The following is a 14,571-nucleotide window of genomic DNA, read 5'->3' on the forward strand; positions in this document are numbered from 1 at the left end:
CATGATTTGATTAAGATAATTCTTTGAAGGCAGCGGCAAATGCCTGCATTTCATCCATACGGCCGATACTGATGCGACACCAGTGACTATTGTTCATCTTCCAGTTACGTAGTCCGACACTCCGTTTCATCATTTCTTCCTGGAAGCGTTCTCCATCCATCTTCAGTGGGAACATCACAAAGTTCGTGAATGACGGGATATAGGAGTATCCTTCTGCTTTCAGTGTTTGATACAGGAACTGTTTGCTCTCGTTTGTCTTCTTCACTGTTTCTTCCATATAGGCTTTATCCTGGTAACTGGCCAGTGCACCACTAATGGCAGGAGCGGAAAGAGCGGCCCAGCTACAGGAGGTATTGGGCTGCAGTTTACTGATGATGGCTGGTGGCGCGATGATATAACCAATACGTAATCCGGCGAGCCCATATACTTTGGAGAAGGTACGTGCGACAATGATGTTCTGTCCTTTTTTGACACCACTGATCATGGTTGTTTCTGCTGCATCAGGCAGATAATCGATGTACGCTTCATCTACAAATACCGTCACCTTTTGTGACACCCGTTCACAGAAAGCTTTCAGTTTATCTTTATCGACGATAGTGCCGGTCGGATTGTTTGGATTGCAGATGTACACCAGCCTGATTTCCGGCGTGATCGCTTTTTCCATGGCATCCAGGTCATGTGTAAAATCTTTGGTGAGTGGTACTTTGATCCATTTGGCGTTCACCTTTTCACAGCGGGTAGGGAGATCATCATAGGTAGGATCGGCAGTAATGATATTACCACCGCCGGCTAACAAACTAACAGCGGTACCGAGCAACAGTGGGGAAGACCCGGAACTGATCATCAGCATCTCGGGCGTAATACCTTCGTATGCGCAGATCTTTGCTTCCAGTTCAGGTATCAGTCTGATGGGATACTGATAGCTGGTCATGACAGCGTCCATAATCGCCTTTTTGGCAGCCGCAGAAGGCCCGAAAGGATTTTCGTTGGCAAATAGCCTGGCTTTCAGGTTCACCGGCAATTTAGGGGAGATAGAGAAGTCGGTGGCATAAGCGGTTGAGCTGCTGGTAACAGGAGCGGCCTGCAAACGACTGATCGCGGGCGGAAGCAGTGTCAGTCCTCCGGTAAACAACGCCGTTGTTTTTAGCCAGTCACGCCTGTTCATGGAGTTGGTGGTACTCATAGCAATTCGTTTTGGTTGTAAAGAATATCTATACGTCAGCTGCCATTGGCAGTGGGATAGGAAACACGTTGGTTGGTCATGCGGGCATGTACGTCAGCTACCGTTCTTCTGGCCGATTCAAATGCGCCCGCCATCCAGGCATTCAGGTAAGTTGTATGCTCTCCGGCAAAGTATACCTGTTTATCTGGTTGCAATAAGCTTTTGTATAAAGTCTGTCTGTTAATCCCTGTATATATCGCCCATCCGCCCATGCTATACGGTGTTTTGTGCCAGCTGACGGAAAAGGACGTTTCAAATTCCTTTGGATACTGCGGATGGATGAGGCTTCCTTTTTCCAATGCCAGCTTTTCCCGTTCTGCATGGGAGAGATTGCCGACACGTTTGGCTTTGTCGTGGAAGTTGTAATACCCCAGCAGGATACCTTTTTTACTTAAATAGTCGTACGAAGGATAAAAGATCTGCGTGAGTTCGTTGTTTGTGTGTGTGATACCGCCGAAGATCTGCTCATCTTCTTCCCAGAATCTTCTTTTGAACTGCATGCCGATCTTACCGGTGACCATGTAGGGAACGTAGTCAATAGCGCGGCTTACATCAGAAGAGAAGTTATGCCGGATATTACTCAGAACGGGCAATGGCAGGGTGCAGATGCAAAGGTCCGCCTGTAGTTCACCAGGACCTTTTTTATCCTTGTACAGGATCTTTACACCTTCCGGGAGATTCAGAATATCAGTCACCTCACAATTATAACGCACCATTTTCCCGACCCGTTGTTCGAAGGCTTTGGCGATGGTATCCATACCACCTATCGCCTGGAACATGGTCATCTGCAGCTCATACGTGTATTCTGCTACGTTATAAAAATCGGGGTCGGCCAGTCCGGAGGAGATGATATCCGCCAGTTTATGCGGATCTCCGATCTTACCAGCTTTATTCCCGGCGCCGGGTTGTTCGATAAAGCCTCTTCTGTCGGACGCTTTATATAACTTATCCAGGTCGAGGCCACCTTCTGCCCGCAGGTATTCCAGTATTTTCTGCGAGTCTTCCTTACTCAGTCCGGTGTCTATCTGGTGTTGGTCAATCGCTTTGGCCAGGAGTTCCATTGTATATCCACGCAGGTCATTACGGATCTCTCTGGACCGTATCTTCCTATTGGACAACGGGCCATTTTTCCCTTCGCTGAAGAAATAAGTGGCTTCATTGACGTTGTTATATACCTGTATAGGCACCTGCAGTTCCCGGCAGTAGTGCATAGTAAGTTCGTGGTGATGTGGAATACGGGAAGGGCCGGCATTGAAATACATGCCATCATCGAAGGAGGCCGTTTGCGGGGCAATATCTGTTTCGTGATGAACGGCGCCTCTGCGAATGCTCCAGCATCTGCCACCGGCACGATTCCTGGCTTCCAGCAGGGTACACTGATAACCTAGTTTGGTCAGTTCGTAAGCAGCAGTCAGTCCGGCCAGTCCGGCGCCAAGGATAACGATCCTTTTGCCGTTACCGTTACCTGGCAGGTCGAAGGCGTGAGCGGGGGCGGGTTGCAGCATTCCCAAAGCCAGCATAGCCGGATAGGCGGCCGCAACTTTCCCTGTTTGGGATAAGAAGGCTCTTCTTGAAATTGACATTCTGGTTGATATATAAAAATATGCAATACTTGGCTACTACTGTAAATTATAACTATTTACTGACTGAACCTTATTATTTATTCAAATGAGATAATAAATAATATATTTTTAATTTATATATCTTGTGGAAGAATAAAGTAACAACACAGTTATACGGATATGGGCTTTTTCGCGAATTTATTTGGCCTTAGAGACAGCAAAAAAAAGCGGGAAAGACCTGCTTCAGCATTAACAGACGTAGACATTTTTGACAAAGAATTCCTGGCCGCCGCTTCCCGCTATACCAGCCGGCCGAAAGAGGAGATGAGCATGCGGGTACGCTCCGAAGAAACGAACGAAGTGATTCCCTTCGCCATTGCATTTCCGGAGGCATTTGAAGAATGGAAACAGGTAAAATCAATTTGGGACAAAAGGGGGATCATTTACAAGGTATTAGACAACTCTATCAGGGAGTCGATGAAACTCTGGCAGGTAATTGAGCGTTACAACATCGATCGTTATCCTGAACACGCATTGAAGATCGCAGCCGAATATGCTACCGGTCCGGATCTGACTGACGCTAACTTTCACATGGCAGTAGCGCGGTCCTACTTTATCCTGACCCGGTACAAGGAGGCGGAAGAGCGGGCAGAAAAGGCACTTAGCCTGGCGCCGAACCATATGAAAGCGAAAATATTGCTGGGAGACATCTGGTATTATACCCATCAACAGGAACGTGCACACGATCTATATAATGAAGTATTAAACATCAAACTGGCAAATGACTCCAGATCTTCATTAACCATTCAGCAACTGGTGGGCTTTGACAATGACCTGTTGCATTCTCCTGTATATGCGATCACCATGTTAAGATCTGATACGGCGATCACCGAAACCAGCTGGGATCATATCGCCGGTGAGTTCTATCATTATCCGCATTTCCGCTCGGCCCATGCGGCATTCCTGGTACAACAGGAGCAATATATGAAAGCGTTTGTGAAGTTCATGACGCTTAGCCGGGATATGCCATGGTTTAAAGAAGGCGTGATCAATAGTTACAGTTTAATGCTGCAACTGGGATTAGAACCACAAATGGGAGAGGATAAAGCGAGATTAGAGGAGATCATCAGGAAGGAGCATTGGACGGTGTGAAACATTCGCGAACATTTTCACCTGCCACACTAAAACGGGGTATTGCATCCTGCAATACCCCGTTTAGTGTGCATTAACAGAGTAATTTTATACACTACGGCCTGATAGTTACGAAGGCTACAACCATATTAACGGATGCCTTATGGGCAGGTTCCTCACCACTTCCGCATGCCCAGGCTGATGTTCCAGTCGCTTCCAGGCATTGAACCAATCCATCTCCTTCCAGGTATTCGCGCCAAAGATCAGGAAGGGATGTGCCACCGGCCATTCATCCCAATACATTACGTCCCTTTTATATGGCCATTGGCTCTTATTTGCCACATAAGGATAGAGGAACTTAATGCCTTTGCGGATAGTCCTGCCATCCTGCAATTCATATGTCCAGAGGTTATGCTCATCATCAGACAGTATCTGGCAGATTGTCGCCATCGCGTCCAGGTTAAAGAGAGAATAGCCATAAGGTTTCGTCCGGGCCAGCTCGAGCGGAAAACTCCCGTCAGCAGCCATTTGTCCCGGCAACAGCACCTCTTTATACCTATTTCTACAGAATGTCAGTAACGTCGTATCTCTGGTGAAGCGGGCAAAAGCAGCCACCTGCATCACCCAGCAGGTGCCATGATTGTTTTTGGCGTTCATTTCATCTTTGCCGTATGGATGTGTAGTGAGCCATTGCAGATAATCGCGGAACCACTTTCTGACGCCTTCCAGCAGTGTACGATCGAAGACCGCCGCCTCCTGCATCACCAGTACACCCTGCGCCACTTCCATCAAATGGATAGTATCAATGATACCGATACCCCGGCCTGTAAATCGCCCCTTGATAGCTTGTGCATATTGCAGATCAGGATGCATCAGGGTGGCTGTATCTGTAAACCAGGCGCTGAGATGCCGCTGAGCAGCCACCACATATTGCGGATCACCGGTAATACGATAGGCAGACGCCAATGCGCCTATAATACGGCTGAAACGGATCATGGCCAGGCGGTGGGCTACAAAATTATCCGGGTTCGTTATGCCATCTCTTTGCACATAGGGACTATCCGGATGCCCGGGTACGGGCCACCAGTAGTCACCCTCCGAGTAGAAGTCATGCTTGCCACCAGCACTACGGCTACAGCCCTGCGCAGTAACCGTCACCGGAGCCTGTTTCAAGGCCCAGCCGGCCTCCGACAATACCTGCCTGCGCAATACGTCAACAATAGGCTTATCGGGTGTAAAAGCGCCTGAAAATACAAGTATCAGTATTACTATAACGTGTTTCATGGGTTATGCGTGGGTCTTAACACATAATACAAAACTCCTGCGATATTTTCCTAACTTGCCCGAATGATCAAACGATTGCCTGTTATCCTGCTGATAGTTTCTGCCGCTTCCTGTGCCCGACCTGCCCTCCAGCCATTAAAGGTGGCGAAGAAGATCTTCAGTCCGCAGGCAGACACACTATTCATCAGCCGTCATAGCACTGGTGATTATAGCGGTCATCCCAATGGAGAGGACCTACCTGCCGGGGTTAAGCCGTCCTTCAGGCTATTACAGCAGACCGCAGTTAAAAGTGTCATTGCGATGAATGTCAGCAATGTCGGACCGCATGCGGATAAATATCTGTTCTTTACCAAAGAAAGTAACTATTGGAAGCTGTATGCGATAGCGGCTCCCACGCTTGCAAGGCTACATGACAGCAGAAGAAGGGAAATGGAAGCGCTGACACCAGCACAGATCGACTCTATTTTACTGGAGGCCAGCGCATATGACGATCCGGCGTATAAAACCAGGGAAGATTTTGATTTTGTACTGAACAGTTTGCGCTTAAAGTTAGCACCAGATGATACATTGGTTGAGCATTTCAGGAAGTATCAGGCATCGTTCGATAGTTTGTGCGAAGCAGCACGTACACAGGATATCAGCAGCCGTATAAAGTTCGAAGCCATCCCGACTACACCGTACACGATTGTACGATCGCCCGGAGATACAGCCACAGTACCACGCTTTACGTATAAACCTTATTTAAATCCGGAATATCCAATAGCTGCTGCGGGTAGCGAACAACCACTGGAATTTGACAGCCGCCATTCCAAATTCAGCAGGTTATTAATCAGTAATGTTACTTCCGGCGGCTTTCTACCCAAAGAATGTCTTAGCTTCCATATCCTGTATGATCAGGTCGGATACCTGTATGTAGCGGACGAAAAGAATCTGCCTGAACTAAATCCTGATAAGGTGATGATGTTAAGGAAACTGGCTGACCACTGGTACCTCTATAAAGTGGCGATCTATTTGTAACCTATATTAACCGCACAGAAAGACTGCCGCCTTAGTATTATGTAAGGCAAACCACTCAGCCAGCTACAAAAATGCTGTCGGCACCCCGCCATATAAAAATGACATTTAATTAATATTCCGGTAACACGCGCTCGCCTGTCCTTTTATATTTTTGCTTCCGTCCATGATCAACGGCACCGCCTATGTAAAACTGACAAGCGCAAAAAATAATCACGCGCCCCTTAAGCATTTACACAGCAAAAGAAATGCGGAGAAAATAAGTATCCTTGACCCGGTATTGCAGCAGAACGAAGTTATTTAAGTCCACGTCTCTCTTAAAACCTATCATAAATGAGAAAAACAACCCTCTTACTGTTAAGCTGCTGTAGCTTACTCCTCTTAACACAATGTCAGAAAGCTGACCAGGAAGTAACACCTAAAATGCAGAGCGAATCTGAAATAGCTGCAACAGCAGCTGCTGCTCCGTGCTCCTGCTCAGAAAGTTCCACGAAGGTAAGCGGCGCGTCGGCTCAGGCATGGGCAACTCAATTTGCGCCATTGATCAAATTTGACCGTGCGTCACCAGACTATCCGACCACTGTAGAAAACATTTTCGCCAGCTCTGATCCGGCTACTATCGTATGTGGCGGTAAACTGGCGCTGATCGAAAGAACGGTACCAAGGTCTAAAGATTTCCCGACCTATTTCGATGTACAGGTACATCCGAGTGATGCCGACAGGATCTTCATTGACTACTGGTGGGCGTACAAACGTCAGGAGAACTGCTTCTCTAATCTGGGTGGGCACGACTACGATCTGGAACATGTTGTGATCCAGTTCAGACAGTCCACACAACGTATTATCTCTGTCACCTACTTCCAGCATGGCGGTTACTATACCAAAGACTGGAGAAGTAAGGCGGCTGGGACAAGAGTACAGGCCTGGGTAGGTAAATTTGCGCATGGTATGTATCACTTCGGCAGCTCTGTCACCTTACCAGGTTATGAGTGTGCATACTGGGGTGATTACAGAAATCCTAATGGTACCCAGGATGAGGTACTGACGGGCAACAGACTGGTTCAGATGAGCTGTGGTGCTACTGAATTCAATTTCAGTGGTAACTGGGGCGATCCCGGTAAAGGACCACTGTTCCGTGACCGCGCTTACTGGAACTTCCCTGCCTGCTATGGCTCTGATGGCCCCTTCGGTCAGGACGGCTGCAGCGCATGTGATTTTGGTAATACAAAGCTGATCGGTACGATCTAAGTCATTTAAACTAGAACGGCTGTCAATTTGTACAATGGAAATGAAAGATGGGCGGAGTGTACGCCTGGAAAGCACTAAAATATAACTTATTGCCAGCTTATTATAGTGGCTGATGTCAATGGACAGGTTCCGTATGCCCATAAAAAAAGCCCGTAGCATTATTGCCACGGGCCTCCTGTATAATACAGTAAGTAAACTATTCAACGGTAACAGTCACTTCATTTACTTTGCTCAGGCCGCTGGTAAAATCGCCCTGATACACTACTTTATAAGTGCCGGGAGCAGTGATCTTGTAACCTGTGGTCAGGTCAACTTCGCCAGATACTTCACCTTTTGCAGGCACTGAGATGTACGCATCAGCAGGAGGTGGCGTTACTCTTTTCGCCATGATACCTTTGTACTGGATAGCCTCACCTTTACTGTCGGTTACTTCAAAGAAAGAGTTCATAAACTTCCCCTCCATTGGTGTATGCCATTTGAGGAAACTAACCGCGGTATCTGCGTGGTTAGTAACGGTAAATTTCACCATAATAGGTGCGCCTGCTTTTACTTTCTCAGGAGCAGACATTACGGTTGTCAGTACAGCAGTATCTTTTGCTACTGGTGTTTCAGCTACAGCAGGAACGGTATCCTGTGCAGTGTGTGTTGAGTCATTCGCGCTCTGCGCGTTTTGGGACTGCTGACAAGCAGTGAAGGAGAACATGGACAGACATGCTGCCATTGTGACAAGCTGGTTTCGCATTTAATGAAAATTATGGGCGAAAATTAAATGAAATATTTCATATATTCTTATCATGATGACAGCTTTATTGTTAACGGATCTTAAATATCGGAAGATAGCTGCATCACCAGGGGAACAGCAGTATTGTCAGATGCCACTAATGCAATGGCGGTGCATATTGCCGCCTTTTGCATCACCAGCTATAACGGGCGGCCGGATCAGTTCAAGGGGGTTTATCCTATCAGAACCAGCAGGATTAGTACTAATACTATCATGAAGAAAGCGTCCACCATCGGCGGACGCTTTCTTTTCACATGAACAACATTATTCTAATTAAGCAGCGTCAATTGCCTCACGCAGTGCTTTTGCAGCAGCAGCAGGATCCTGTGCTGCATAGATAGCTGCTCCGGCTACTGCTACCTGTGCACCGGCTTTGACCACAGCCTGTACGTTCTGCAGATTCACACCACCAGCAATAGATACAGGCGTGTTAGCAGTTGCAGCTTCGTCGATCAGTACCTGGATAGAATATCCAGGTGTCCACTGTTCGTCCAGACCAGCGTGCAGTTCTACGAACTGTGCGCCCAGAGCGGTAGCTTCTCTTGCCCTGCTTACACGATCAGGTGCACCGATCGTATCTACCACTACACCTTTACCATGTGCTTTTGCTGCTTTCACGGCACCTGCTATCGTTGCATTACCTGCAACACCTAATACCGTTACCAGGTCAGCACCGGCCTTGAATGCGATATCCGCTTCCAGTTCACCGGCATCCGCTGTTTTCAGATCTGCAAATACGATTTTATCAGGATGTGCTTTTTTCATTGCGGTGATAACACCCACACCCATATTCTTGATCAGTGGTGTACCCAGTTCTATGATATCTACATAAGGTGCTACTTTTTCCGCCAGCGCCAATGCTTCGTCTGTAGTTAGCAAGTCGATTGCCACTTGTAATTTTGCCATATATTTTCTTGTTATTTTTCCAGTTTATTCCATGTTAGCATGACGTTTCCATACTTCCTCAGCCGGAGCGTCTGTTAGTTTCCACATTGCCTGAAACAAGGCATCTGTGATGATCAATACACTTTGTTCAAACAGGCTACCTGCATATTGACGGGAAATAGCTCCCTGAAAGTCCTGTTTCTGCGCAGCCGGTATTAATAACACGAGTCGCGAGACGGCAGCCAGTGGAGAGGATGCCGTTGTAGACAGTGATGCCACAACAGCACCTGCAGCATGTGCCTTCTCAGCTGCTTTTACAATTGTGCTGGTAGTACCCGAACCCGATGCTGCCAGTAAAACATCTCCCTTCAGTATGGCGGGTGTGGTGGTTTCACCGACTACATGTACTGTCAGTCCCAGGTGCATCAGGCGCATAGCGGCGGCTTTCATCATGAGCCCTGTTCTGCCGGCGCCTATCACGAAAATCCGGTTGGCATCCTGTAATAACAACGCCAGTGCAGCGATATCGCTAACAACTACCTGTTTCGCCAATTGTGCATTCTCTTCCAATATCATCGGCAGATCAGCGGTCAAACTCTTTTCCAATGCGTCTTTCTCAAATGCAAACATCTCTTTCTGTTTTCGGATACAAAGTTACCTGCCAGCGGACTGTTCGCTTTACACTATCCGCTCAATCAATGGGACAATCAGGAAATCCAAAGCCACGACCAGCCTGATTGTCCCATGTAATGGGCAAATTATCCAATGCAGACGTCGTACCTTTACATACTGTTAATTGAAAAGCGTGTTGGTTATGTTGGAACAAGAGAACAGGTCACAATTAGATCAGACTTTATTATATATCAGAAATCTCGATAGCTGTCCTCCCAGCTATTTGTATGATGCGGCCAGAAAAGACTTCTTTGAAGTGTTATGGCTACAGGATGAATATCCCTTACATCAGGTGGCACCTGAACTGGCTACCGTCAAAGGGCACTGGGTATACCTGATGCCTCCTTACCGGGTGCACCAGTTGAACAAGGCGGGGAAGAAGGGGATCTTATTCTCCTTTAAACGGGAATTGCTGGAAGAAGAGGATAAAGAATTTGCACTTGACGTATTCAGGGTGTTCAATGTCAGCGGGGAATTTACCACCATGCGGCTTACGCCCAATATGGTAGAACGGCTGGAGAAAGTATACGAGCTGCTGGATGCGGAATACCGGGACAATTCCGGTAACCTGGCAATGATCAAATCGCTGTTAAAAGTCTTTCTGCTTCATCTGATCAAAATGAAGAAAGAAGAATTTACAACACTGGACATCAACCAGAAACGCGCCTATGAGTTTTTGCTATTGCTGGAAGATCATTATATCGACGAAAGGAATATGCAGTTTTATGCAGATAAGTTAGGTATCAGCGCCAAACGTCTTAACCAGGTACTAAAAGAAGTGCTCAACCAGACCGGCGTTCAGTTACTGCATGACCGGCTGATATTAGAGGCTAAGCGCCAGATCATACACAGTGAAAACAGCATTAAGGAGGTGGCGTGGTTATTAGGATTTAAAGATCGTCCCTATTTCAGCCGCTTTTTTAAAGTACATACGGGACAAACACCCGAGGCTTTCCAGAAACAGGTGAAGCATCATATAGATACGTTGTTGAATACGCTGGTCGGCTGACACGCGGTAATGCTATCTATTCTCCGAACCTCCCCGGGGGAACAGGTGATCATCAGCCTAAATGGGAACGATCGTTAATAAGCATAGAACAGGCGTTCAAGATGATCACATTAGCCCTTTTCAGGCTGATAACGGGCAAAAAGAAACCGAAGAGGAATGATCCCCTTCGGTAGTGCAAAGGCGCTTGCCAGCCTTATATTTTATGCTTTACTTCTCCGCATGCGCCTTCAGCCATTGCAGTCTGCGCTGATCAGGAAGATGTTTTACTGTAAAGCTTTCAAATTTGGCCTCAAACCCTTGTCCGTCGGGAGAAGCAGCCATTAAACCGACCATCACCGGATGGTTGTCAGCCAGTGGGGCATTACGTGTAAGGATATAGTTCACATCATCAAGGGAATAATAGAACTCAATAGCATCCAGTCTTCTCACTGCCTTTATCCAGATGAACGGCGGTACCTTTTCCAGCTGGTTAACGCTCCAGTCGCTGGACGTGTGGGTCACTACAGTACTTACGTTCAGTTTACCATCCACGAATTCCACACCGCTTTTGATATAGTTCTGGTGATCGGTACGGATCATCAGTCCCATTTGGTCGAATCTGGCCTTGTAATCGCCCGTCAGTTTTACTTTCACCTCAAATTCACCACCGTACGTCGTGTAATAGAACGGGGCATCATCGACCGTGAATCCGTAATGAGATATACGCCAGTAGTCCGTCTGCGGCGTAACGAACATGGTCAGCGTCTTATTATTGATCTTCCAGCTGGCCGGTTCATTATACCATTGCATTTTCTCCAGCGTTTGTGCTGATACGGCCTGAGTGCCTGCCAGCATCAGCAGACCTAAAATTATCCTCTTCATGTACATAGTAATTTTAAATATAAATAACCATGCCGGTTACCTACCTTTACAAAGGTAAACAGCTGCCTACTAAGGCACAATGGTTAAAAATAACCATATAACAAAGATGAATGTATTTGAGACGCTCAATGCCAACTTACTGACACAGCCATTCGCTGGTCAGGACACAGCCGCTATACTCAATCAATGCCAGTGGATCTCCGCCATGTACGCCAAAGTGGAAAATGCCATCAGTGTACTCAGTGATCTGAAAAATAACAAAAGCTATATCTACAGTGGTCATATTGCCACCGCGCTGGGACTGACCTATAGTCAGGATATGCGGGAGATCAATTCCATCTGGGAAGATGAGATCTTCAACAGGATACACCCCGACCACCTGGTAGGGAAGCACCTTATGGAACTGAAATTCTTTCATCTGCTAAAAGGACTTCCCCTGTCCGAAAGATGCGACTACCAGGTAAATAGCTATCTGCAGATGCGGAATCAATACGAGGAATATATGTCAGTTCAACACCGTATGTTCTATCTGCATAGCAGTAACGACGGGAGTGTTAATCTGGCACTATGCCTGTATAATTTCGGAATATCACCACTGCCGGTGGATAAATACCAGGGGGCCATTGTAAATATGCGGTCAGGTAAAGTGATGGTATCCGACAATCAGCAGTTCAGCGATATCCTTTCCTTCAGGGAAAAGGAGTTACTACAACTGGTGAAAAACGGGAAGAGTAGTAAGGAGATCGCCACGATATTGTCCATCAGCATTAATACGGTGAACAGGCACCGCCAGAACATACTGGAGAAACTCCATGTGAAGAATTCCTTTGAGGCGTGCAAGATAGCGGAGGCGATCGAGCTGTTGTGAGCGGGGCTAACGTTATTTCATGCTCATTGAGCTAACCTCCTACCTAATTTATATTATTTAATATAAAATCTACTCTTTTTTAGTAGTTTAGCTCCTTAATTCATCAACCCGTCCCTTACCATGAAGCTCCAGAAGCGCATCTGTTCTCATACCAGACTATTTCTCCGTCTGAGTATATTGTTATTCCTATGCTATCCTCGTTCTGTACATGCCCAGAAAAACGATGATAATATAGAACTCGCCAACGTAGATGAAACCTACGAATTCCAGTACGATACCCGCCAGAAGCAGGTAACGGTGAAACAAAACCTTTACAAAGATTTTATCTGTAACGGCTTCCGCTCCGCCATTCCTTTCTCCGAAAGCTATAACGGCCAGGAAGAAATTAAAAATGTGGCGATCACTGTAGACGGGAAAAAAGCAAAAATGATCACACCTTCCTATGATTATCTCAACATAGACGAATACTTCTATTCAGATATCAGGGTCTGTCATTTCATGCTGCCATTCACCCGCCAGAACTCCCACAGTGAAGTAACGATAGAAAAAGAGATCAAAGATCCGCGTTATCTCACGACAGTCTACCTGAACGAAGGTTACGCAGTACAACAAAAGAAGGTCACCGTTATAGTTCCCCGCTGGATGGATGTTGAAATTCATACTTTCCATTTTGAGGGACAAGACATTACCACCGAAAAAAATTACGACAAGGCTAAAGACGCTGACGTTTATATTTACACTGCTAAAGTGCTTCCCGCCAGGAAATCAGCATCCATGAGTCCCGGGCCATCCTGGATATACCCACATATCCTCGTGCGTAGCAGATCCGCCAGTTATAAGGACGAAAAATTCAGCTACTTCAATACAACGAAGGACCTTTACCAGTGGTGCCATAACCTGACCACACAGTTACACCCGGATACGGCAGCACTGGGAGCTAAAGCCCGTGAGATCACGGCTGGTATCACAGATCCATTTGCCCAGATGAAAGCCATCTTTTACTGGGTAGAAGAGAACATCCGCTATATTGCCTTTGAAGACGGTATCGCTGGCTTTAAACCTGATGAATCACATGAGGTAATGAGAAAAAAATATGGCGACTGCAAAGGCATGGCCAATCTCACTAAAGAACTATTGATACGCTGTGGCCTCGATGCCCGTCTATGCTGGATAGGCACCAATCACATTATGTACGATCACAGCATCCCCTCACTCAGTGCTGACAACCATATGATCTGTGCTGTAAAGTATAACAACAAATGGTGGTACCTCGACGCTACAGAAAAGTACATGCAACCCGGCATCTACGCAGAACGTATAGCAGGCCGCCAGGTGATGATTGAAGACGGAGATAATTGTCTGCTGGAAAATATCCCTGTGGTTACTCCGGAACAGAATATCCGTCTCTTCAAAGAAACGCTGACTATTACCGGGAACAATGTAAGCGGCAGGATCAAATATCAGTACAACGGCGAAAGCAAATCGGATCTGCTCTACAACGTCAATCTCACTAAGAAAGACAGGGTACAGACGGCGCTTGAGAAGTACATTACTAATAGCGACAACCACTACAAAATATCCAATGTAACTACCTCTGCACTGGATCAGCGGGATGGCAACCTGGAAGTGAACTTTGATCTCGTATATGAGGATGCGGTGTCAGCGTTCGGAAAAGAGATGTACATTGACATTGACTTTAACAAGGAATATAACAACGCAGCGATCGATACGGTGAAGCGTACTACAGATTACCGCTTTAGCACGAAAGCTAATTTTATTACTGAAACAGAACTCATCATTCCGGCCAGTTATAAAACCGTTACATTACCTGAAGATCTGCACATCACCACTCCGAATTTCAGCTTCGATATCACCTATAAAACTACTGGTAATAAGATCAGTTACCGGAAACAAATAAAGATCAACAATACCTATCTGGCAAAAGCCAGCTTTACTGAATGGAACAAGGCCGTTGCTGCACTATCAAAGAAATACCTGGAGCAGATCACCCTTTCCCAACAATAAATCCTCTAA

13 protein-coding genes are annotated in these 14,571 nt (G+C 46.5%); 6 read left to right on the forward strand and 7 right to left on the reverse strand.

Annotated features, from left to right (window positions below; all coding sequences use genetic code 11):
- Positions 1 to 10: 10 nt before the first annotated feature.
- Positions 11 to 1,183 carry a pyridoxal phosphate-dependent aminotransferase gene (locus GWR21_RS16285; RefSeq protein WP_162332776.1) on the reverse strand — a complete coding sequence of 391 codons (1,173 nt, stop codon included), beginning with the start codon at positions 1,181 to 1,183 and terminating at the stop codon, positions 11 to 13.
- A 35-nt stretch (positions 1,184 to 1,218) separates the two neighbouring features.
- On the reverse strand, positions 1,219 to 2,805 hold the full coding sequence (locus tag GWR21_RS16290) for a flavin monoamine oxidase family protein (protein WP_202928950.1): 1,587 nt from the start codon (positions 2,803 to 2,805) through the stop codon (positions 1,219 to 1,221).
- Between the two features lie 159 nt (positions 2,806 to 2,964).
- Here GWR21_RS16290 and GWR21_RS16295 point away from each other — a divergent pair, with 159 nt between their 5' ends.
- On the forward strand, positions 2,965 to 3,936 hold the full coding sequence (locus GWR21_RS16295; RefSeq protein WP_162332777.1) for a tetratricopeptide repeat protein: 972 nt from the start codon (positions 2,965 to 2,967) through the stop codon (positions 3,934 to 3,936).
- 117 nt (positions 3,937 to 4,053) lie between these two features.
- Here GWR21_RS16295 and GWR21_RS16300 read toward each other — a convergent pair whose 3' ends face one another.
- Positions 4,054 to 5,199 (reverse strand): alginate lyase family protein, encoded by a 1,146-nt coding sequence (locus GWR21_RS16300; RefSeq protein WP_162332778.1) that lies wholly within the window; start codon positions 5,197 to 5,199, stop codon positions 4,054 to 4,056.
- Between the two features lie 63 nt (positions 5,200 to 5,262).
- Between GWR21_RS16300 and GWR21_RS16305 the strand changes: the two genes are divergently transcribed.
- Positions 5,263 to 6,216, forward strand: coding sequence for a hypothetical protein (locus GWR21_RS16305; RefSeq protein WP_162332779.1), 954 nt, complete (start codon positions 5,263 to 5,265; stop codon positions 6,214 to 6,216).
- A gap of 330 nt (positions 6,217 to 6,546) precedes the next feature.
- Positions 6,547 to 7,461, forward strand: coding sequence for a hypothetical protein (locus GWR21_RS16310; protein WP_162332780.1), 915 nt, complete (start codon positions 6,547 to 6,549; stop codon positions 7,459 to 7,461).
- 196 nt (positions 7,462 to 7,657) lie between these two features.
- Here the strand turns inward: GWR21_RS16310 and GWR21_RS16315 are convergent, their stop codons facing one another.
- From GWR21_RS16315 to hxlB, 3 genes are all read right to left on the reverse strand, one after another.
- Positions 7,658 to 8,203, reverse strand: a complete 546-nt coding sequence (locus GWR21_RS16315; protein WP_238429829.1) for a hypothetical protein — start codon at positions 8,201 to 8,203, stop codon at positions 7,658 to 7,660.
- 312 nt (positions 8,204 to 8,515) lie between these two features.
- Positions 8,516 to 9,148 (reverse strand): 3-hexulose-6-phosphate synthase, encoded by a 633-nt coding sequence (hxlA, locus tag GWR21_RS16320; protein WP_162332782.1) that lies wholly within the window; start codon positions 9,146 to 9,148, stop codon positions 8,516 to 8,518.
- A 24-nt stretch (positions 9,149 to 9,172) separates the two neighbouring features.
- On the reverse strand, positions 9,173 to 9,757 hold the full coding sequence (gene hxlB / locus GWR21_RS16325) for a 6-phospho-3-hexuloisomerase (protein ID WP_162332783.1): 585 nt from the start codon (positions 9,755 to 9,757) through the stop codon (positions 9,173 to 9,175).
- A gap of 184 nt (positions 9,758 to 9,941) precedes the next feature.
- On the opposite strand from hxlB, the gene GWR21_RS16330 reads away from it, so the two are divergent.
- The gene (locus GWR21_RS16330) at positions 9,942 to 10,808 is read left to right on the forward strand and encodes a helix-turn-helix domain-containing protein (RefSeq protein ID WP_162332784.1); all 867 of its coding nucleotides are present in this window, start codon (positions 9,942 to 9,944) and stop codon (positions 10,806 to 10,808) included.
- Between the two features lie 207 nt (positions 10,809 to 11,015).
- On the opposite strand, the gene GWR21_RS16335 is transcribed toward GWR21_RS16330, so the two are convergent.
- Complete coding sequence (locus tag GWR21_RS16335) at positions 11,016 to 11,669, reverse strand: DUF1349 domain-containing protein (RefSeq protein WP_162332785.1); 654 nt, start codon at positions 11,667 to 11,669, stop codon at positions 11,016 to 11,018.
- A gap of 106 nt (positions 11,670 to 11,775) precedes the next feature.
- Here GWR21_RS16335 and GWR21_RS16340 point away from each other — a divergent pair, with 106 nt between their 5' ends.
- The gene (locus GWR21_RS16340) at positions 11,776 to 12,537 is read left to right on the forward strand and encodes a helix-turn-helix domain-containing protein (RefSeq protein WP_162332786.1); all 762 of its coding nucleotides are present in this window, start codon (positions 11,776 to 11,778) and stop codon (positions 12,535 to 12,537) included.
- A gap of 120 nt (positions 12,538 to 12,657) precedes the next feature.
- Positions 12,658 to 14,562, forward strand: a complete 1,905-nt coding sequence (locus GWR21_RS16345) for a transglutaminase domain-containing protein (RefSeq protein WP_162332787.1) — start codon at positions 12,658 to 12,660, stop codon at positions 14,560 to 14,562.
- The last annotated feature ends 9 nt before the right edge of the window (positions 14,563 to 14,571 follow it).

Origin of the sequence: Chitinophaga agri, assembly GCF_010093065.1 — a bacterium.
Taxonomy (GTDB): domain Bacteria; phylum Bacteroidota; class Bacteroidia; order Chitinophagales; family Chitinophagaceae; genus Chitinophaga; species Chitinophaga agri.